Source organism: Streptomyces sp. NPDC017056, from assembly GCF_044332485.1.
Classification (GTDB): domain Bacteria; phylum Actinomycetota; class Actinomycetes; order Streptomycetales; family Streptomycetaceae; genus Streptomyces.
Map to the genome: position 1 here is coordinate 57256 of NZ_JBIRPD010000003.1, position 19096 is coordinate 76351.

Sequence of the window (19096 nt, forward strand, 5' to 3'; positions counted from 1 at the left end):
CGGCCGCCCGGCCCACCTGCCCCGCCCGCCGCCGGACCGGGCGGCATGACGCCGGCCCGGCGGAAGATCGGCCTCGCCGTCTGCCTCACGACCGTGCTGCTCGCCGTCCTCGACCAGAACATCGTCTCGGCCGTCACGGTCCCGATCGCCCGCGAACTCGACCCGCTGTACGGCGTGGACCGCATCCCCTGGCTCATCAGCACCTTCTCGCTGGCCGCCACCGCCGCGCTGCCCCTGTACGGCAAGCTGTGCGACTCCCTCGGCGCGAAGAAGGTCTTCCTCGGGGCCGTCGCCACCTTCCTGCTCGGCTCGGCCCTGTGCGGAGCCGCTCAGAGCATGGAGCAGCTGATCGCCTTCCGTGCCCTGCAAGGGCTGGGCGGCGGCGGGCTGATGAGCGTCACCATGGTCGTCATCGCCCGGCTCAAGGAGCCGGGCGAGAAGGGCGCGGGCCGGTTCTCCGGCATCGGCGGGCTGGTCGCGGGGGCCGGCATGGCCCTGGGTCCGGTGGCCGGCGGGCTGCTCGCCGAACACGCGGACTGGCGCTGGATCTTCTACGTCAACCTGCCGGTCGGCATCGCCGTGCTCGTCGCGTCCGCGCTGGTCCTCAAGCTCCCCCTACACGGGGAACGGCGGCGCATCGACTTCCTCGGCGCGGCCCTGGCGGCGGCGTTCTCCACCGCGCTGCTGCTGGTGACGGAGTGGGGCGGCCGGGATTACGGCTGGGGCTCCCCGGTGATCCTGGGGCTGGCCGCCGGCGCCGTGGCGCTGCTCGGGCTGTTCCTGTGGCGGCAGGCCACCGCCGCCGAGCCGCTGCTACCGCTGTCGATGTTCCGCAACCACACGCTGCGCACCGGCTTCGCGGTCCAGGGACTGGTCGGCGTGGCCCTGATGGGCTCGATGGTCTACGTGATCGTCTACCTCCAGCTGGCCCGCGGCATCGCGCCCGCCGCGGCGGGCATGTTCATGATCCCCACAGCGCTCGGCATGGCCTGCTCGGGCCTGTTGACCGCCAGGCTCGGTTCCCGCGGGTGGACGGAGAGGACCTTCGTGATCAGCGGTACGGCCTGCGCCGCCGTGGCCACGGTCCTGCTCTCGACGAACGGCGCCGACACCAGCCTGTGGGCCGTACGGGCCGAACTGCTCCTCCTCGGCGCCGGGTTCGGCCAGACGCTGGGCCGGCTGATCGTGCTCGTCCAGCAGGCCGCGCCGCACCATCAGCTCGGGGTGGCGACGACCGGCATCCGGTTCTTCCAGACCCTGGGCAGTTCGCTGGGCGCCGCCCTGTTCGGGACGGTGCTGGCCCGGGTCTACGCCGACCGCGGCCCCGGCGGCTCGACCAGCGCGATACCCACGCTCAAGGGCGAGGCCCACACCCGCGCGGTGGACGCCTTCAGCTCCTCCACGGGCGTGGTCTTCCTCTGCTCCGCAGGCGTCCTGGCCCTGGCGCTGCTCCTGTCCCTGCGCATACGACCGGCCGCGCCGGCGGCCGAGGGGACATGACCGGCGGGGACGGAATGACCAGCGATGGGACGGAGCGACCAGCGGTGGGACGCAGTGACAGGGAAAGGAGGACGGCGTGACCGGCAGGGACGAAACGGTCTGCGGCGGGGGCGGCGCGTTCGGCGCGCCGGTGGCCCGCCCCCGGGAGAGGACGGGCCACCGTGCGGGAGTGCTCAGCCGAACAGGGCCGGGATCGTCGCCTCGTGGACTTCCCTGAGCTCGCTCAGCGAGAGGGTGAACTGCCCCTGGACGTCGATCTCTTCTCCGTCCACGACACCGATGCGGGTGGCCGGGAGGCCGCGCGCGCCGCACATGTCGCTGAACCGCAGCTCCTCGCTGCGCGGGACCGCGACGATGGCGCGGCCCGCCGACTCGGAGAACAGGAGGACGAAGGGGTCCAGTCCGTCGGGTACGACGATCCGGGCGCCCTTGCCGCCGCGCAGGCACGACTCGACGAGGGCCTGGATCAGACCGCCGTCGGACAGGTCGTGCGCCGCGTCGATCATGCCGTCGCGGGAGGCCGAGATCAGGATCTCGGCGAGCAGCTTCTCCCGGCCGAGATCCACCCGCGGCGGCAGGCCGCCCAGGTGGTCGTGGACGACCTGGGACCAGGCCGAGCCGCCCAGCTCGTCCCTGGTGTCACCGAGGAGGTAGACGAGATGGCCCTCGTCCGCGAACGCGACCGGGGTACGGCGCGCGACGTCGTCGATCACACCGAGCACCGCGACCACGGGGGTCGGGTGGATGGCGGCCTCGCCGGTCTGGTTGTAGAGGGAGACGTTGCCGCCGGTGACCGGCGTACCGAGCTCCAGGCAGCCGTCGGCGAGGCCGCGGATGGCCTCGGCGAACTGCCACATGACGGCCGGGTCCTCGGGCGAGCCGAAGTTCAGGCAGTCGGAGATCGCCAGCGGCTTGGCGCCGGTCGCCGCGACGTTGCGGTAGGACTCCGCCAGCGCCAGCTGCGCACCGTGGTAAGGGTCCAGCTTGGCGTAGCGGCCGTTGCCGTCGGTGGCGATGGCCACGCCCAGCCCGGACTCCTCGTCGATGCGGATCATGCCGGAGTCCTCCGGCTGCGCCAGCACGGTGTTGCCCTGCACGAAGTGGTCGTACTGGCTGGTGATCCAGGACTTGGACGCCTGGTTGGGCGAGGCGACCAGCTTGAGGACCTGCTCGCGCAGCGCCTCGCCGGTCTCCGGGCGCGGCAGCTTGCCCGCGTCGTCGGCCTGGAGGGCGTCCTGCCACGCGGGGCGCGCGTAGGGGCGCTCGTAGACCGGGCCCTCGTGGGCGACGGTCTTCGGGTCGACGTCGACGATCTTCTCGCCGTGCCAGAAGATCTCCAGTCGGTCGCCGTCGGTGACCTCGCCGATGACGGTGGCGGTGACGTCCCACTTCTCGCAGATCGCCAGGAACCGTTCGACCTTCGCCGGTTCGACGACGGCGCACATGCGTTCCTGCGACTCGCTCATGAGGATCTCCTCGGGCGAGAGCGTCGAGTCGCGCAGCGGTACGTCGTCCAGCTCCACGCGCATGCCGCCGGAGCCGTTGGAGGCCAGCTCGCTGGTGGCGCAGGACAGGCCGGCCGCGCCGAGGTCCTGGATGCCGACGACCAGCTTCTCCGCGAACGCCTCCAGGGTGCACTCGATGAGCAGCTTCTCCTGGAAGGGGTCGCCGACCTGGACGGCGGGGCGCTTGGACGGCTTCGCGTCGTCGAAGGTCTCGGAGGCCAGGATGGAGGCGCCGCCGATGCCGTCGCCGCCGGTCCTGGCGCCGTAGAGGATGACCTTGTTGCCGGCGCCGGACGCCTTGGCGAGGTGAATGTCCTCGTGCCGCATCACGCCGATGGCACCGGCGTTGACCAGCGGGTTGCCCTGATAGCAGGAGTCGAAGACGACCTCGCCGCCGATGTTGGGCAGGCCCAGGCAGTTGCCGTAGCCGCCGATGCCCGCGACGACGCCCGGCAGGACGCGCTTGGTGTCGGGGTGGTCGGCGGCGCCGAAGCGCAGCGGGTCCACGACGGCGACCGGGCGGGCGCCCATGGCGATGATGTCGCGGACGATGCCGCCGACGCCGGTGGCCGCGCCCTGGTACGGCTCCACGTAGGACGGGTGGTTGTGCGACTCGACCTTGAAGGTGACCGCGTAGCCCTGGCCGACGTCGACGACGCCCGCGTTCTCGCCGATGCCGACGAGCATCGCGTCGTTCTCGGGGACCTTCTGGCCGAACTGCCGCAGGTGGACCTTGCTGCTCTTGTACGAGCAGTGCTCGGACCACATGACGGAGTACATCGCGAGTTCGGCGCCGGTGGGACGGCGGCCGAGGATCTCGCGGACGCGCTCGTACTCGTCCTGCTTCAGGCCGAGTTCGGCCCACGGCTGGTCGGTGTCCGGCGTCTCGGCTGCGTGCTTGACCGTGTCGAGCGTCATGCGTTGACCAATTTCTTCAGGATCGAGGTGAAGAATCCGAGGCCGTCCGTGCGGCCGGTGCCGATCAGCGGCTCGACGGCGTGCTCGGGATGCGGCATGAGGCCGACGATGTTGCCCGCCTCGTTGGTGATGCCGGCGATGTCGCGCAGCGAGCCGTTGGGGTTGCCGTACCCGTCGGCGGCGTCGCCCCCGGTCAGGTAGCGGAAGGCGACGCGGCCCTCGGCCTCCAGCATGTCGAGCGTGCGCTCGTCGGCGACGTACCGGCCGTCGATGTTCTTCAACGGTACGGAGATCTCCTGGCCGGCGGTGTAGTCGGCGGTCCAGGCGGTGTCCGCGTTCTCCACCCGCAGCCGCTGGTCGCGGCAGACGAAGTGCAGGCTCTCGTTGCGCAGCATGGCGCCCGGCAGCAGGTGGGTCTCGGTCAGCACCTGGAAGCCGTTGCAGATGCCGAGCACCGGCAGGCCGCCCTTGGCCTGTTCGATGACGGTGTCCATCACCGGCGAGAAGCGGGAGATGGCGCCGGCCCGCAGGTAGTCGCCGTAGGAGAAGCCGCCGGGCAGGACCACGGCGTCGACCTGCTTGAGGTCCTTGTCGCGGTGCCACAGCGGCACCGCCTCGGCCCCGGCGAGCCGGACGGCGCGCTGGGTGTCGCGGTCGTCGAGCGTGCCCGGAAAGGTGATGACTCCGATGCGCGCCGTCATGACCCGGCCTGGTCTTCGACGTGGACGGTGAAGTCCTCGATGACGGTGTTGGCGAGGAAGGTCTCGGCCATCTCGTGGATACGGGCGAGGGCGGCGTCGTCGACCGGGCCCTCCACCTCAAGTTCGAAACGCTTGCCCTGACGGACGTCGGCGATCCCCTCGAATCCCAGGCGGGGCAGTGCGCGCTGCACCGCCTGGCCCTGCGGGTCGAGGATCTCCGGCTTGAGCATGACGTCGACTACGACGCGTGCCACTGGCACTCCCGATGGTGTGGTGCGTAAGGCGGTGCCATCACAGTACCGTGTTCGAAAATCTACGCGCATAGATATCGTGACAAGGCGGTCACGGTGCGGCAACAGGCGCGGTAAGCGGTGGGGAAAATCTCAGAAAAGACCTAGGGTCCACATTGCGGAAGGACACGCTGAGGAAATTAACTGGGCTTCACAATGCAATGCCCACCGCTGTACAAATGAAAATGCATTGATCCCAATCAGCCGGATCTGCAGCATCCCGCCATGTCAGCACAGGGTTGCTGCTCGAAAGGACCGATATCCGTGGCGCAGCGCGTAGTAGTCACGCTCTCCGATGACATCGAAGGCGGAGAAGCCGCAGAGACGGTCACCTTCGGTTTGGACGGGAAGTCGTACGAGATCGACCTCAATCCCGCCAATGCGAAGAAACTGCGCGGCACCCTCGCCCCGTTCGTGGAGGCCGGCCGCAAGCGGTCGAAGTCCGGCAGGGCCTACCACCACACCTCCGTGACGCCGGACCCGGCCGCCGTGCGCGCCTGGGCGCGGTCCAACCGCATGGACGTGCCCCCGCGAGGCCGCATCCCGAAGAAGGTCTACGAGGCGTTCGACGCGGCGAACCACTGACCGCAGGACACCTCGGACGCCCGCCCGCCGACCGGCCGCCCGCTGGCCGGCGGCGGGCGGGTGCCGCCCGGGCGGCACCCCGGTGGAACCCGGCCGCCGGGCCGGGTTCCGCTGCCCCGCAGCCGAGTTGCACAACACCCCTGTTGATCAGCTAGAGTCTGGAGCACGCCGAGGGGCGAGGCCGAAAGGCCGGATCCCGAGGAGTCACGCGGGTGTAGCTCAGTAGTAGAGCGCCCTCTTTCCAAGAGGGAGGCGCAGTGTGCAATCCCTGTCACCCGCTCTGACAGCATCGACCGGTCCCTCGGGCCCGGTGGATGGTGATCACGCGGGTGTAGCTCAGTAGTAGAGCGCCCCCTTTCCAAGGGGGAGGCGCAGTGTGCAATCCCTGTCACCCGCTCCGACAGTACCGACCGGTCCAAAGGATCAGGTAGAGTAGCTGTCGCGCCGCCCGGTGAAAGCCGGTCGGATGCGTGCGGACGTAGCTCAGTTGGTAGAGCGCAACCTTGCCAAGGTTGAGGTCGCGAGTTCGAGCCTCGTCGTCCGCTCAGAGGAAAGGCCCCGGTCACCGCGACCGGGGCCTTTCGCGTGTGCCCGCGCAAACCGCGCCGCCGCCGCGCACCACTCCCCCGCCGCGCGCCGCGCCCCCGCCGCCCTGCCCTCCCGGCGCCCCGGACCACCTCCACCTCCACCTCCACCTGACATTTGTCATCTGCCCTGATGACATGCCGCACTGCCCCCGGCCGGGTTCCGGCGGGAGCCTTGAAGCATGAACATCGGGGACTACGGCACGAACGTGATTGACGTCACGGGGCTGCGCAGGCGGTACGGACCGTCCGGGGGCGGCCGGAAGAAGAAGAGCGAAGCGGGCTTCGAGGCGGTGCGGGGCATAGATTTCTCCGTCGCCCGCGGGGAGCTGTTCGCCCTGCTCGGCACGAACGGGGCGGGCAAGACCTCCACCGTCGAGCTGCTTGAGGGGCTGGCCGCGCCGACCGGCGGCAAAGTACGCGTGCTGGGCCACGATCCGTACACCGAGCGGGCCCGGGTCCGGCCGCGGGTCGGCGTGATGCTCCAGGAGGGCGGCTTCCCCTCGGACCTGACGGCCGCCGAGGCCGTACGGATGTGGGCCGGCACGACCAGCGGCGCCCGGCCGGTCGACGAGGCGCTGGAGGTGGTCGGCCTGTCCCGGCGCCGGGACGTACGGGTCAAGATGCTCTCCGGTGGTGAGCGGCGGCGGCTGGACCTGGCCATGGCGACGCTGGGGCGGCCCGAGGTGCTGTTCCTCGACGAGCCGACCACCGGCCTGGACACCGAAGCGCGCCACGCGACCTGGGAGTTGATCCGCGAGCTGCGGGCCGACGGCACGACCGTCGTGCTGACCACGCACTACCTGGAAGAGGCCGAGGGGCTGGCCGACCGCCTCGCGATCATGCACCGGGGCCGGATAGCGACGACCGGCACGGTCGCTGAGGTGGTGGCCAGCCACCCGGCGCAGATCTCCTTCGAACTGCCCGACGGCTTCCTGGCGGGCGATCTGCCGCCGCTGCCGGAACTGGGTGTCGACGGACACGAGACGGCGGGCCGCACGATCCGGCTCCAGACCTCCGACCTGCAGCGGGCCGCGACCGGCGTACTGCTGTGGGCGCGGGACAAGGGGATCGAACTGCGTGGTCTCGACGCCCGCTCGGCGTCGCTGGAAGAGGCGTTCCTGCGGATCGCCAAGGGTTTGGAGGACAAGTGAGCATCGCCGTCACCGATACGAGGTCCGCGGCGCCTGCCCGCAAGGGAGCGCGCGACCGGCTGGCCGCACTGGCCCGCGCGGAGCTGACGCTGCTGTTCCGCAACAAGACCACCTTGTTCATGGCACTGCTGATGCCCCTGATCATGGCCTTCGCCATGCAGCGGGCGGTCTCCGAGATGCCGCTCCAGGAGAACGGCCTGTCGGTCGGCACGGTCCTGCTACCGGGGACCCTCGGCTTCGTGCTGGTCTTCGCGGTGTACTCGACCGTCACGGGCGCGCTGGTGACGCGGCGCGAGGAACTGGTGCTCAAGCGGCTGCGCTGCGGCGAGCTGACGGACCGGGAGATCCTGGCCGGGACGGCGCTGCCGACCGTGCTCATCGGGCTGGCGCAGTGCCTCCTGCTGACGGTCTGCGGCGGGCTGGTCCTGAAAGCGGGCCTGCCCAAGGCCCCGCACCTGGTCCTGCTGGGGGTGCTCCTCGGCATGGTGATCGTGGTGGCGATGGCGGCGGCCTCCACGGCCATCACCAAGAGCGCCGAAGCGGCGCAGCTGACCACGATGCCGTTCGTCTTCGTATCCCTGGGCGGCTCCGGGATGGTCGTACCGCTCGACATCCTGCCCGACCGCGTCGCCTCGATCCTGGAGCTGCTGCCCCTGTCGCCGGTGATGGGCCTGGTGCGGGACGGCTGGACCGGCGCGACCGACCCCGCCGACCTGCTGAAGCGGCTGGTCATCGCGTTGGTCTGGGGCGGGCTCGCGGTGTTTGCTGTACGTCGGTGGTTCCGCTGGGAGCCACGGCACTGACGATGAACGGCATTGAGGACGACGGGGGTGCGGAGCCGGTGTTCCACGGGCAGCTGCGCAAACTGCGGGGGCGTGGCAGGGTCGCGCAGGTCTACATGTGGGCACGGTGGACGCTGTACGTCTGCCCGTGGCTGATGCTCCTCGGCTGGGAGATCGCACCGCTCGCCTCCGTGACGGCCCCCACGCAGCCTTCCCTGACGTCGGTCCTGCCGGTCACGGTGCTGGGGCTGGTGCAGTGCGCCGTCTACATCCCCGGCGTACGGCGTGGGCTGTCGCACTACGTGTACGGCACCGCCGCGCCGTGGCGGCTGATCGCCGCGTCGGGGGTGCTGGCGATCGCGGCGGTGGTCGTGGTCGGGATGCTGTTCAAGGAATCCGGGATGCGGGCGGGCTCCGAGCACTGGTTCACGGTGATGCTGTTCCCCACCCTTCCCCTCAACTCCCTCCTGTCCCTGGTGCTCAAGAAGCGCTGGCAGGCGCTGCTGTACGTCGTGACCACGGTGCTGATCACGACGGGGATGGCGCTGGCGGGCGCCCCGCTCGAATTCGTGGCAGGTCTGCCGGTCGCTCTCGCCCTCTCCGCCGCCTTCGCCCCGCTGACGTGCCGCAGCTGGGCCTGGATCCTCGCCGCGATGCGCGAGCTGGACGAGGCGAAGGGTGCCCAGGCCCGGCTGGCCGTGGCCGAGGAACGGCTGCGGTTCGCGCGGGACATGCACGACGTGGTCGGCCGGAACCTGGCCGTGATCGCGCTCAAGAGCGAGCTGGCGGTACGGCTGGCGCGCAAGGGGCGCCCGGAGGGCGCCGACCAGATGGCGGAGGTGCAGCAGCTGGCCCAGGACTCCCAGCGGGAGGTACGGGACGTGGTCCGCGCCTACCGGCAGGCCGATCTGGAGGTGGAGCTCGCGGGGGCACGTGCGGTGCTCCGGGCCGCCGGGGTGGAGTGCCTGATCGACCAGGAGGACTGTGCCGGTGTGCCGCAGCGGGTGCAGTCGGTGCTGGCCTGGGTGGTGCGGGAGGGCACCACGAACGTGCTGCGGCACGCGAACGCGGGCACGTGCTGGCTGACGCTGCGGGTGGTGACGGACAAGACCCGTTCCCACGGCTCGTCCGACGGGAAGGCGGGCGCCCAGGCTGCCGCGGACGCCCCGCCCGCAGCGGCGGTGGTGTTCACGATGGAGAACGACGGTGCGCTGGAGGACGTCGTGCACCGTAGTGCCGGCAGCGGCATAGCCGGTCTACGGGAGCGCCTCGCCGCGCTCGGCGGCACCCTGACCGTCGGCCCCCGCCCCGACGGCCGCTTCTGGCTGCGGGCCCATGTGCCACTGGCCGAGGACTGGGCGCCGGAAGAGGACGGGGATGCCGACGCGGCAGGGACGGTAGCAGGACGGACGGGCGTTACGGGGGTACGGCCGTGAGTCACTGCCTGGAGCCTGGCCGGAGGGACGGAACGACGTGAGGGAAGCGGAGACCATGGCGGAGTCGCAGCGGGCGGCGGGGGCCCCGGAGACCGTGCGGGTGTTGTTGGCCGACGACGAGCACCTGATTCGCGGGGCGCTGGCCGCGCTGCTGTCGCTGGAGGACGACCTCCAGGTCGTGGCGGAGGCCGCTTCGGGGCCCGAGGCGCTGGCGATGGCGCTCGCCCACCAGCCCGACGTCGCCGTACTCGATCTTCAGATGCCGGGCGCCGACGGTGTGGCGGTGGCCACATCCCTGCGCGGCCGGCTGCCCGGCTGCCGGACCATGATCGTAACCAGCCACGGGCGCCCCGGACACCTCAAGCGGGCCCTGGAAGCGGGGGTGCGGGGGTTCGTCCCGAAGACCGTTTCGGCGCAGCGGCTGGCCGAGATCATCCGCGCGGTGCACGCGGGAAACCGTTACGTCGACCCGGAGTTGGCGGCCGACGCGATCAGCGCCGGGGACTCGCCGCTGACCGCGCGGGAGGCGGAAGTGCTGGAGTACGCGGAGAACGGCGCCCCCGTGACGGAGATCGCGGAGCGGGCCGCGCTGTCGCCGGGGACGGTCCGCAACTACCTCTCCTCGGCCACCGCGAAGCTCTCCGCCGAGAACCGGCACGCGGCGGCGCGCATCGCCCGCGCGCGAGGTTGGCTATAGTGGAGCCCGCACCGCGCCGCTGAGCGCGGGGCAGGCGGACGTAGCTCAGTTGGTAGAGCGCAACCTTGCCAAGGTTGAGGTCGCGAGTTCGAGCCTCGTCGTCCGCTCAGAGGAAAGGCCCCGGTCACCGCGACCGGGGCCTTTCGCGCGCTCACGACCAGGCGAGGCCGGTGAGCCGCTCGTACGCCTCGACGTACTTGGCGCGGGTGCGCTCGACCGTCTCCTGCGGAAGGGGCGGCGGCGGCTGCTCGCTCGTGCGGTCCCAGCCGGAGGCCGGCGAGGTGAGCCAGTCGCGGACGAACTGCTTGTCGAAGGAGGGCTGGGGGCGGCCCGGCTGCCACCCGTCCGCGGGCCAGAAGCGGGAGGAGTCCGGGGTGAGGACCTCGTCCGCCAGCGTCAGCTCCGAGCCGTCGAAGCCGAACTCGAACTTGGTGTCCGCCAGGATGATGCCGCGCTCGCGGGCGATGTCGCGGGCCCGCCCGTAGACGGCGAGGGTGGACTGCCGGAGCTGGGCGGCGACCTCGGCGCCGATCTGGCGGGCGACCTCCTCGTAGGGCACGTTCTCGTCGTGCTCGCCGACGGCGGCCTTGGTGGCGGGCGTGAAGATCGGCCCGGGCAGCTCGGAGCCGTCGGTCAGGCCCTCCGGGAGCGCCAGGCCGCAGACGGTACGGGTCTGCTCGTACTCGGCCAGGCCGGAGCCCGTGAGGTAGCCGCGGGCCACGCACTCGACCGGGATCATCGCCAGCGACTTGCAGACCGTCGTCCGGCCCTCCCAGTCGGCCGGCGCGCCGGGCGGCAGCTCCGTGGACAGGACGTGGTGGGGGACGAGGTCGGCGAGCTGGTCGAACCACCACAGCGAGAGCTGGGTCAGTACGCGGCCCTTGTCGGGGATCTCGGTGGGCAGTACCCAGTCGTAGGCGGACATGCGGTCGCTGGCGACCATGATCAGGTCACCGGCGGCGTTCTGATAGAGGTCGCGCACCTTGCCGGTGTGGAGGTGGGTGAGCCCCGGGACCTCCACGGCCTCGGGCTTTTCTACAAAACCGGACACGCTGCCTCCGCGTAGATTGATCCAGGCGTCGGTTCGATTCTCCCGTATGCGGGGGCATCACGGCGTCGCAGGGTCGGTGGTGGCTGGTTTGCGGGTGCCCGGCCGGCGTCCCGGCACGGGCCTCAGAGCCGGAGACGGCGCGCCCCGCGGACGATCGCCCCCAGGGTGAGCACGGCGAGGACCGCGGCGGCGGCGAGTACGGCCTGCGGGGTGAACCGGGTGCTGAGCAACGTGATGCCGTAGGGGGCGAAGAACCCCAGGTAGGCGAGGGTCCAGAAGCGGGCGGTGAGACGGGCCAGCCGGTGCGGGGGCGCCAGGGCCGCGACCTCGGTCAGGCCGTAGGCGACGCACAGGCCGTAGCCGCCGCCGAGCACCACCGCGGCGAACAGCGCCACAACCGGCTGCGTGTACGCGACGGCGAGCGCGGCGACGAGCAGGCCGGCCGCGACGGCGGCCAGCCCGGTGACGGCGGTGGCGAGGCGGTGCCGGGCGGCGAGGCGCCGGGCGAGGGGCGCGACGAGGAGGCCGGCGCCGGGCGTGACGGCGGTGGCGACGCCCGCGTACACGGTCTGCCAGCCGGCCAGGCGGTCGCCGACGAGCCCGGGAAGCGTCACGAAGGCGATGGTGGGCGCGGCGAACACCCAGGGCGCCAGCGGGGCGACCAGCCACCGGAAGGCTGCGCGGGAACCGGCCCCGCCCGGCGCCCGGCCCTCTCCGGTGACCGCTTCCGGCGCGCGGTGGGGGGCCGCCGCCGTACGCACCGTCTCCGGCGCCCTGGCCGACGCCACCGCCGCGACCGCCGACAGGACGAGGTGCGGGACGTACGCCGTGACCATCGGGGCCGGTGCCCACTGGGCGATCAGGGCGGCGGCCAGACCTCCGGAGGCAAAGCCGGCGGAGAGGAAGAGCCCGGAGCGGCGGGCGGCCGTGCCGGGTGCGGCCTTCGTGTCGTACGGGGCGGAGGAGAGTTCCTTGATCCAGACGCTGCCCGCGGTCAGCAGGGTGCCGGCGCCGAGGCCGGTCAGGAAGCGGCCGGGCCACAGCAGCCAGGCGGCGGCCGGGCCCGCCATCAGGAGGCAGGTCGCCAGGGCGGCCGTGCCGAGCGCGGCGAAGACGACGGGGCGGCGGCCGCGCCGGTCGGCCAGCGGACCGCCCAGCAGCAGCCCGGGGATCAGGCCGAGGACGTACACCGCGAAGAGGGCGGTGGTGGTGGCCGTGGTCAGGCCGAGGTCGCCGCGGTAGGCGCCCAGGAGGGCCGAGAACTGGTTGGCGCTCCATCCGGAGGCCGTCATCAGCCAGCCCGCGCGCAGCCAGTGGCGGGGGCGGAACGGTTCGTCGGACCTACGGGCCGAGGGGCCCACGCGGGCGTCGGCGGGGGCAGTGGTGCGGGAGGCGGCGGAGGACGTGCTCATAGGAGCCGTTGTACGAGGCGGCGGGGGCCCGGCGCCGCCTCCGTTCACGATTCGTGAAGGAACCCCCGACCCCGGCCCCGCGCGACTTATCGTGGCACGTATGGATCTGCGACGGCTGTCTTCCTTCCTGGCGGTGGTCGAGGAAGGTCACTTCGGACGGGCCGCCGCACGGCTCTTCCTCTCGCCTGCCGCGGTCACCCAGCACGTGCAGCAGCTGGAGCGGGAGCTCGGCGCCCGGCTGCTGGACCGCGGCAACGGCCCCGTACGGCCGACCGCCGCCGGGCAGCGGCTGGCCTCCCACGCCCGTACGCTGCTGGCCGCCGCGAACGCCGCCGTGGAGGACGTGACCGAGGCCGCGCACCGCACCTCGGCGGCGTCGGCCCTGGCGGCGCGCGGGCTGCGGGTCGGCGTGATGGGGCACGGCTCGGCCGAGGTGACCCCGGCGGCCGTCAACGCCTTCCGCCGGGCGCGGCCCGAGGTGCCGCTCAAGCTGGTGCAGCTGACCTTCACGGAGCACTGCAGCGCGCTGCGCGAGGACCGGGTGGACGTGGCGTTCGTCCGGCCCGCGATCCAGAGCGAAGGCATCGAGGTGGACATCCTGACGACCGAGCAGCGGATCGTGGCGGTCCCGGCGGCCTCACAGCTCGCGGACGCGGCCGGGACGGGCGTACGGGTCGCGGACATCATCGACCTGCCGTACCTGCGGCTGCCCCGGCACACGCCGCGGCCGTTCACCGACTACCTGTACTTCGACGAGGGCGAGCGCCGCGCGCCGGACTGCGCGCTGACCCCGCACGACGTGCTGACCAGCGTCGCGGCGGGCCGCGGCGCCGGCTCGGGATTGAAGTCGTTCGCCCGCTACTACCCGTGGCCGGGAACGGTGTACGTACCGGTACTGGACGCTCCGTGCGCGCACAGCGTGCTCGTGACGCGGGCCGGCGACCCCAACCCGGAGGTACGGATCTTCCGGGCGCTGACGGTGGCGCTGGCCCGGGAACTGGGGCCCCTCGCGGCACGGTGACCGCGCGCTCCCGCGCCACGGACGGGCGCTCAGTCCCGCTTGCAGATCCGGTCGAGCAGATTGGCCGTGGCGCGCTGGACGCGCTCGTCGACATGGCCGGGGCGGTCCAGGGCCGGGGACCAGGCGAAGGTGCCGGAGGCGAAGACCAGGGCGCCGCTGAGCGCCCGGTACAGCGAGGTCTCCTGGTGGCGGCGGGCGCCCTCGCCGTCCTCGTACGGGGAGTGGGCCAGCAGGATGCGGCGGCTGTGCTCGGGCAGCGGCGTCCGCGGAAAGTAGCGGTCGGCCTCGCCCGCGACCAGGCCCGGCAGCTCGTCGCCTTCGTGGGCGCCGGTCGCCTCCCACATCCAGTGGTCCGCGTTGCGGACGACCAGGGGCGCGGGCTCCGGCACCCGGCCCGCGTACTGGATGCCCATCAGCTGCTGTTCCGGCTCGCCCACCTCGCGCCACAGGGCCGGGCGGCCGGGCCCCTGGCGCTTGCGGCAGCGCAGCAGCGAGTCGGGGCCGGCCGGCGACGGGGCCAGTTCGACCTGCCAGTACATGGTGTTGGCGGACAGGAAGACCAGCGAGGTGCCGCTGTCGCGGGCCAGTTCGGCGGTCCGGCGCATGGGCTGGGACCAGTACTCGTCGTGGCCGGGGAAGACCAGGCCGCGGTAGCGGGACGGGTCGACCAGCCCGGCGTGCAGGTCGCGGGCGTCGGCGTACGCGAGGTCGTAGCCGTACCGCTCGGCCCAGCGGATGAAGTCGTAGGCGTGTCCCACGTGGAGCGGCAGGCCGGCGCCGGCATACGGGCGGTCGAAGGAGACGGTGGTGGCGGCGTCCGCCTCGCCGAGCAGCGAGCCGTCCGCGTCCCAGGCGTGGTAGAGGCTGGCGCCCGTGCGCCCGTCCTCCGGGTAAAGGTTGTACGCCTGCCAGGTGATGTCCGGAAGGAGCAGCAGGAGGTCGGCGGGGTGCGCGTCGCGGACCGTGAAGGGCACGTGGCTGCGGTGGCCGTCGGCGGTGGTCAGGACGGCGACATAGGCGCCCAGCTTCCAGTACGCGGGGACCTGGAGGCGCCAGGAGAGCCACCAGTGGTGGCAGGAGACCGTGCGGTCGGCGGTGAGCGGCGGGGGCTGCACGATGCCGGCCAGCCGGGGGCTGGTGGTGATTTTCGCGGCGCCGGTGCCCGCGTAGTGGCCGATGCGGTAGACGTCGATGCTGAACGGCTGGGGCGGGTCGACCGTGACGCGGAAGTCGATGGCCTCGCCCGGGGCGACCGCTCCGGTGCTCACGAAGCCCTTGATCTGCCGCCGTACGTCGTCCGCCGTGCGGGGGCCCGCACTGGAGCGGGGCGGGGGCACGCGCTTCTCTCCGGGAACGACGGCCGGGTCGACGTACCAGGGAACCACCTGACCGGAGTCGAAGTAGTTCTCGCTGCCGCGCAGCCAGGGCAGCGGCCCTTGGCCGAACGGGTCCGTGACCGCGTGCGCAAGCGCTCCCGACTCCCAGCGCCGGATCTGCTCCGTCCCCACCTCGTACTCCCCTCCCTGCGTCCCCCCGCCGACTGAGCAGGCCGCCGCGGCACTCAGATGTCGTGCTCGATTGAACGACTGGGGCCGACCCCAGCACATCACATTACGCACTCATCCCGTCACCCTTCGTCGTGAATTAGCGAGGGTTCCGGCCATGAACGGCGAACTGGAGGGAAACATTCAGCCCGGTCGTGCGGGTGATGCGGAGTGGCCACCGGAAACGGGCGCACCCAGCTTCTGAATGCCCCCGAATGCGCCCCCGTACGCTCCCCGCGCGCCCTTGGCGCCCCTCACACGAGTCTGACCGGCTTCTCGGGCCGCACGCCGACCTCGCCCAGCCACTCACCGAGCGGACCGGCGTCACCGTCGTCGACGAGCCGGAGCACCGGGTGGGCCAGGTCCGAGCGGCGGGCGCCGTCGACGAGCAGTATCGGTCCGTCCAGCCAGTCCAGGCCGGGGGCGGCGCCGGCGGTGTCCACGGCGGCGCAGCAGACCATCGCCGTGACATGGTCGGCGAGCAGCTCGCGGCCCGTGCGCGGGGGCTGCATCGGGAACAGCGGCAGCCCGTCGGCGAGACCGTCACCCCAGGTCACACCGGCGTCCGGCCCGTCGCCCGCAGGCTCGCGGGCCGCCTGGCGGGCCGCCTCGGCGCGCTCCTCGCGCGCCAGCTCGGCCCCCAGCCGGGCGGCCACCAGATCCCCCGCCCGCTCGTCGGCCACCAGCCGCTCGATGACCCGTATGAGCGTCGGCGCGGAACTCTCCGGACCCGGATCGGCAGGCGGAACGGCCGCCGACCCCATGGCAGTAACCATCTCTGTGTCCGCCCCCGCCTCGGCCCCCGTCTCCGCCCCCGTCTCCGTCTCCGCCTCCGGGGGCGCCTCGGCGGGCACGGGCTGATCCCGCGGCGCCGACGGCTCCGGCAGCAGGCGCGGTACGCGGCGGCCGGCCCGGGGCTGGGAACCACCGGCCGCGACCGGCGGAAGGGCGTCCAGCGCACGGTGCAGCCTGGCCGCCTCCAAGCGCCACTTACGGTCGACGACCTCCTCCGGATACTGCTGCCAGCCGACCGGCGACCAGTCGGGGCCCGGCTCGGCCGGGCCACCGTGGAAGAGGCGGGCGGCGAGCAGGGAGGCGGCGCGGTCGACCGCACCGGGCTCCTCCAGGAGGTCGCACGCGGGGCGCTCGCCCAGCCGCGAGGTGAAACCTTCGGCCAACCGGTCACGGCGGGACAGCTCGGTGAGCGCGGACACCACCCCGGCATCCAGCCGGGAGGGCCAGCGGCCCATCCGCCAGGCCGGCAGCGCGACCCTGGTCAGCAGCCGGTCCCAGCCCGCGTACGCCAGGCCGACCTGCTCCTGGGCGACGATCCGCAGGCCGTAGTCGACGCTCTGGGCCCGCTCGGAGGCGGCGGCCGCGACGCACCGCTCCATCTCCGTGGCGTGCTCCCGGCAGGCCCGCAGCAGCAGACGCGCGACCCAGCCGACGAACGCAGCCGCCGGCGCGCGCAGCGGCCCCTTGCCCCGCGCCGAGACCGCCACCGCGGCGTCCAGCCCCCGCACGAAGCGCCGGGCCGCGGCTATGTCCGGGTTGGCGGACGGCCCGGTGCCGGCCACGACGGGCGCCAGCAGCGCCCGCAGCTCGGCGACCCGCATCCACCACATGAACGGCGAGCCGATCACCAGGACCGGCGCCTGGGCGGCGCGCGCACCCACCCGCGCTCCGGCGTTCGCCGCGCCGCCGCCCGCCGCCTTGCCGTGCGGCGGCCCGTGCGCGCGGTGCGTACGGTCCTCCAGCCAGCTGTCGCAGTCCGGCGTCAGGGCTATCGCGGACGGTGCGGGCACCTCCAGGCGATCGGCCAGATCCCGGACGAGGCGGTACAGGTCGGGCGCCGACGCCTCCGCTATCGGCACGGACGGGCTGAGCGCCGGCCTGGCCCGTACGACGACGGCCGTGACCAGCGCCGCCAGCAGCAGCACGACCAGCGCGAGACCCGTCACGACCCAGCGCGCCGTATCCCAGCCACCGGAGCTCGTGACCGGATCCGCGCGGCCGATGCGCCCGGTCAGCCCGCCGACGAGCAGCACCACGGCCACCGCCGCCGGCACCAGGGCCACGCCCAGCGCCGCGCCGCGGATCCGCAGCACCGCGAGCGCGCGGGCGCGCGCCGCCTCAGCTCCTGCTTCCGGACCTGCCACCAGCCTGTACACCCCCTGCTGCCCTGATCGAACGGGACGGAGAGAACACGGGACGACGAGAGCGGGGCAACGGCGCCGGGGGCGTGGAGGGCCTCCGGCCGCATTGCTCACTCTCCACCACTGTGGCACCGGCCACTGACATCGCAATGCCGGTGAGCCACTTGCCGGACGCCACAGCGGCAGCCGTGCCGCCGGGCGGCACGGGCGCCACAGGACGCTTGCGGGGAACCCTAGTTGGGGGTTGCCTCCCCGTCAGCCGGATAGCGGTGCGGTCACTCGATGGAATGGCTTTGGGTAAAGCCGGGGGAAGCCTCGTACCGGCCGAATACGGCGGCCGGCACGGGACGGCGGCCGACGTGGGACGGCGGCCCGCGTGGGACGGCGGCCGGCACGGGACGGCGGCCGACGTGGGACGGCGGCCCGCGTGGGACGGCGGCCGGCCCACTCCCGACCGGCCCAGTCCCGTTCGGCTCGCTCCCGGTCGGCTCAGTCCTGGCCGGCCGCCCGCGCCGCGATGTCCGTGCGGTGGTGCGAACCGTCCAGCGAGATCCGGCCGGCCGCCCGGTAGGCCCGCTCCCGGGCCGCGGCCAGATCGACGCCGGTCGCCGTCACGGACAGCACCCGGCCGCCCGCGCTGACGACCTCGCCGGTGGCGGCGTCCTTCTTCGTCCCCGCGTGCAGGACGTACGCGCCGGGGGCGTCCAGCTCGGCGACCTCGGTGAGCCCGCCGATCGGGTCGCCGGTACGCGGCGTACCCGGGTAGTTGTGCGCGGCGACGACGACGGTGACCGCGGCGTCGTCACTCCAGCGCAGCGGCGGCAGGGCGGCCAGCGTGCCGGTCGCCGCCGCGTGCAGCAGCACGGAGAGCGGGGTGCGGAGCCGGGCGAGGACGACCTGGGTCTCCGGGTCGCCGAAGCGCGCGTTGAACTCGATGACGCGCACGCCGCGCGAGGTGATCGCCAGCCCCGCGTACAGCAGCCCGGAGAACGGCGTGCCGCGGCGGCGCATCTCGTCGACGGTGGGCTGCAACACGGTCTGCTGCACCTCGTCGACCAGCTTGGGGTCCGCCCAGGGCAGCGGGCTGTAGGCGCCCATACCGCCGGTGTTCGGACCTTCGTCGCCGTCGTGGGCGCGCTTGAAGTCCTGGGCGGGCGTGAGCGGTACGACGGTCTCGCCGTCGGTCACGGCGAAGAGGGAGACCTCCGGCCCGTCGAGGAACTCCTCGATGACCACACGGTCGCAGGCCAGCGCGTGCGCGCGGGCAACCGCGACGTCCTCGGTGACCACGACGCCCTTGCCGGCCGCCAGCCCGTCGTCCTTGACCACGTACGGGGCGCCGAACGCGTCCAGCGCGGCGTCGATCTCCTCCGGGGTGGTGCACAGATAGCTGCGCGCCGTGGGCACCCCGGCGGCGGCCATCACGTCCTTGGCGAACGCCTTGGAACCCTCCAGCTCGGCCGCCCGCGCGGACGGGCCGAAGACCGGGATGCCGTGCTCGCGGACGGCGTCGGCGACCCCGGCGACCAGCGGCGCCTCGGGGCCGACGACCACCAGGTCCGCTTCCAGGCGCCGCGCCAGCTCCGCCACGGCCGCACCGTCGACGGCGTCGACGGTGTGCAGCTCGGCCACTTCCGCGATGCCGGCGTTGCCGGGGGCGCAGTGCAGCGCGGTGACGTCGGGGTCGAGGGACAGTGAGCGGCACAGGGCGTGTTCGCGGGCGCCGCCGCCGATGACGAGGACCTTCACGTGAGCAGCCT

15 protein-coding genes and 4 tRNA genes are annotated in these 19096 nt (G+C 72.8%); 11 read left to right on the forward strand and 8 right to left on the reverse strand.

Annotated elements, in window-relative coordinates:
• Nucleotides 1-45 precede the first annotated feature (45 nt).
• Nucleotides 46-1500 (forward strand): MFS transporter, encoded by a 1455-nt coding sequence (locus tag ACH4OW_RS05930; RefSeq protein ID WP_398025972.1) that lies wholly within the window; start codon nt 46-48, stop codon nt 1498-1500.
• A gap of 173 nt (nt 1501-1673) precedes the next feature.
• Here the strand turns inward: ACH4OW_RS05930 and purL are convergent, their stop codons facing one another.
• Genes purL through purS form a run of 3 tightly spaced genes read right to left on the reverse strand, consistent with a single transcriptional unit; the run spans nt 1674 to nt 4878 of the window.
• Entirely contained in the window at nt 1674-3923 is a 2250-nt protein-coding gene (gene purL / locus ACH4OW_RS05935) for a phosphoribosylformylglycinamidine synthase subunit PurL (RefSeq protein ID WP_398025312.1), read from the reverse strand.
• Nucleotides 3920-4624 (reverse strand): phosphoribosylformylglycinamidine synthase subunit PurQ, encoded by a 705-nt coding sequence (gene purQ, locus ACH4OW_RS05940; RefSeq protein WP_360135964.1) that lies wholly within the window; start codon nt 4622-4624, stop codon nt 3920-3922. The genes purL and purQ overlap by 4 nt, the downstream gene beginning before the upstream one ends.
• Nucleotides 4621-4878, reverse strand: coding sequence for a phosphoribosylformylglycinamidine synthase subunit PurS (gene purS, locus ACH4OW_RS05945; protein WP_360135962.1), 258 nt, complete (start codon nt 4876-4878; stop codon nt 4621-4623). The genes purQ and purS overlap by 4 nt, the downstream gene beginning before the upstream one ends.
• Nucleotides 4879-5178: 300 nt before the next feature.
• Here purS and ACH4OW_RS05950 point away from each other — a divergent pair, with 300 nt between their 5' ends.
• The 9 genes from ACH4OW_RS05950 to ACH4OW_RS05990 all read left to right on the forward strand — a co-directional run bounded on the left by ACH4OW_RS05950 (nt 5179) and on the right by ACH4OW_RS05990 (nt 10259).
• On the forward strand, nt 5179-5499 hold the full coding sequence (locus ACH4OW_RS05950) for an Lsr2 family protein (RefSeq protein ID WP_360135960.1): 321 nt from the start codon (nt 5179-5181) through the stop codon (nt 5497-5499).
• A 208-nt stretch (nt 5500-5707) separates the two neighbouring features.
• Nucleotides 5708-5779 (forward strand) — tRNA-Gly (locus tag ACH4OW_RS05955).
• Nucleotides 5780-5824: 45 nt separating this feature from the next.
• A tRNA-Gly gene (locus ACH4OW_RS05960) sits at nt 5825-5896 on the forward strand.
• A 75-nt stretch (nt 5897-5971) separates the two neighbouring features.
• Nucleotides 5972-6044 (forward strand) — tRNA-Gly (locus ACH4OW_RS05965).
• Nucleotides 6045-6265: 221 nt separating this feature from the next.
• Nucleotides 6266-7237: an ABC transporter ATP-binding protein gene (locus ACH4OW_RS05970; RefSeq protein WP_360135958.1), complete on the forward strand. Its 972-nt coding sequence runs from the start codon at nt 6266-6268 to the stop codon at nt 7235-7237.
• The gene (locus tag ACH4OW_RS05975; RefSeq protein WP_398025315.1) at nt 7234-8040 is read left to right on the forward strand and encodes an ABC transporter permease; all 807 of its coding nucleotides are present in this window, start codon (nt 7234-7236) and stop codon (nt 8038-8040) included. The genes ACH4OW_RS05970 and ACH4OW_RS05975 overlap by 4 nt, the downstream gene beginning before the upstream one ends.
• 2 nt (nt 8041-8042) lie before the next feature.
• Nucleotides 8043-9455, forward strand: a complete 1413-nt coding sequence (locus ACH4OW_RS05980) for a sensor histidine kinase (RefSeq protein WP_398025317.1) — start codon at nt 8043-8045, stop codon at nt 9453-9455.
• A 55-nt stretch (nt 9456-9510) separates the two neighbouring features.
• Complete coding sequence (locus ACH4OW_RS05985) at nt 9511-10152, forward strand: response regulator transcription factor (RefSeq protein ID WP_360136051.1); 642 nt, start codon at nt 9511-9513, stop codon at nt 10150-10152.
• A 34-nt stretch (nt 10153-10186) separates the two neighbouring features.
• Nucleotides 10187-10259 (forward strand) — tRNA-Gly (locus ACH4OW_RS05990).
• A 44-nt stretch (nt 10260-10303) separates the two neighbouring features.
• Here ACH4OW_RS05990 and ACH4OW_RS05995 read toward each other — a convergent pair.
• Nucleotides 10304-11203, reverse strand: coding sequence for a phosphoribosylaminoimidazolesuccinocarboxamide synthase (locus ACH4OW_RS05995; RefSeq protein WP_360135952.1), 900 nt, complete (start codon nt 11201-11203; stop codon nt 10304-10306).
• A 122-nt stretch (nt 11204-11325) separates the two neighbouring features.
• The gene (locus ACH4OW_RS06000; RefSeq protein WP_398025320.1) at nt 11326-12615 is read right to left on the reverse strand and encodes an MFS transporter; all 1290 of its coding nucleotides are present in this window, start codon (nt 12613-12615) and stop codon (nt 11326-11328) included.
• A 100-nt stretch (nt 12616-12715) separates the two neighbouring features.
• Here ACH4OW_RS06000 and ACH4OW_RS06005 point away from each other — a divergent pair, with 100 nt between their 5' ends.
• Entirely contained in the window at nt 12716-13636 is a 921-nt protein-coding gene (locus tag ACH4OW_RS06005) for a LysR family transcriptional regulator (protein ID WP_398025322.1), read from the forward strand.
• 29 nt (nt 13637-13665) lie between these two features.
• Here ACH4OW_RS06005 and ACH4OW_RS06010 read toward each other — a convergent pair whose 3' ends face one another.
• The 3 genes from ACH4OW_RS06010 to purD form a co-directional block, all read right to left on the reverse strand.
• Nucleotides 13666-15144: a N,N-dimethylformamidase beta subunit family domain-containing protein gene (locus tag ACH4OW_RS06010; protein WP_398025324.1), complete on the reverse strand. Its 1479-nt coding sequence runs from the start codon at nt 15142-15144 to the stop codon at nt 13666-13668.
• A gap of 290 nt (nt 15145-15434) precedes the next feature.
• On the reverse strand, nt 15435-17342 hold the full coding sequence (locus tag ACH4OW_RS06015; RefSeq protein ID WP_398025975.1) for a hypothetical protein: 1908 nt from the start codon (nt 17340-17342) through the stop codon (nt 15435-15437).
• 483 nt (nt 17343-17825) lie between these two features.
• Complete coding sequence (gene purD, locus ACH4OW_RS06020) at nt 17826-19085, reverse strand: phosphoribosylamine--glycine ligase (RefSeq protein ID WP_398025326.1); 1260 nt, start codon at nt 19083-19085, stop codon at nt 17826-17828.
• Between the last annotated feature and the right edge of the window lie 11 nt (nt 19086-19096).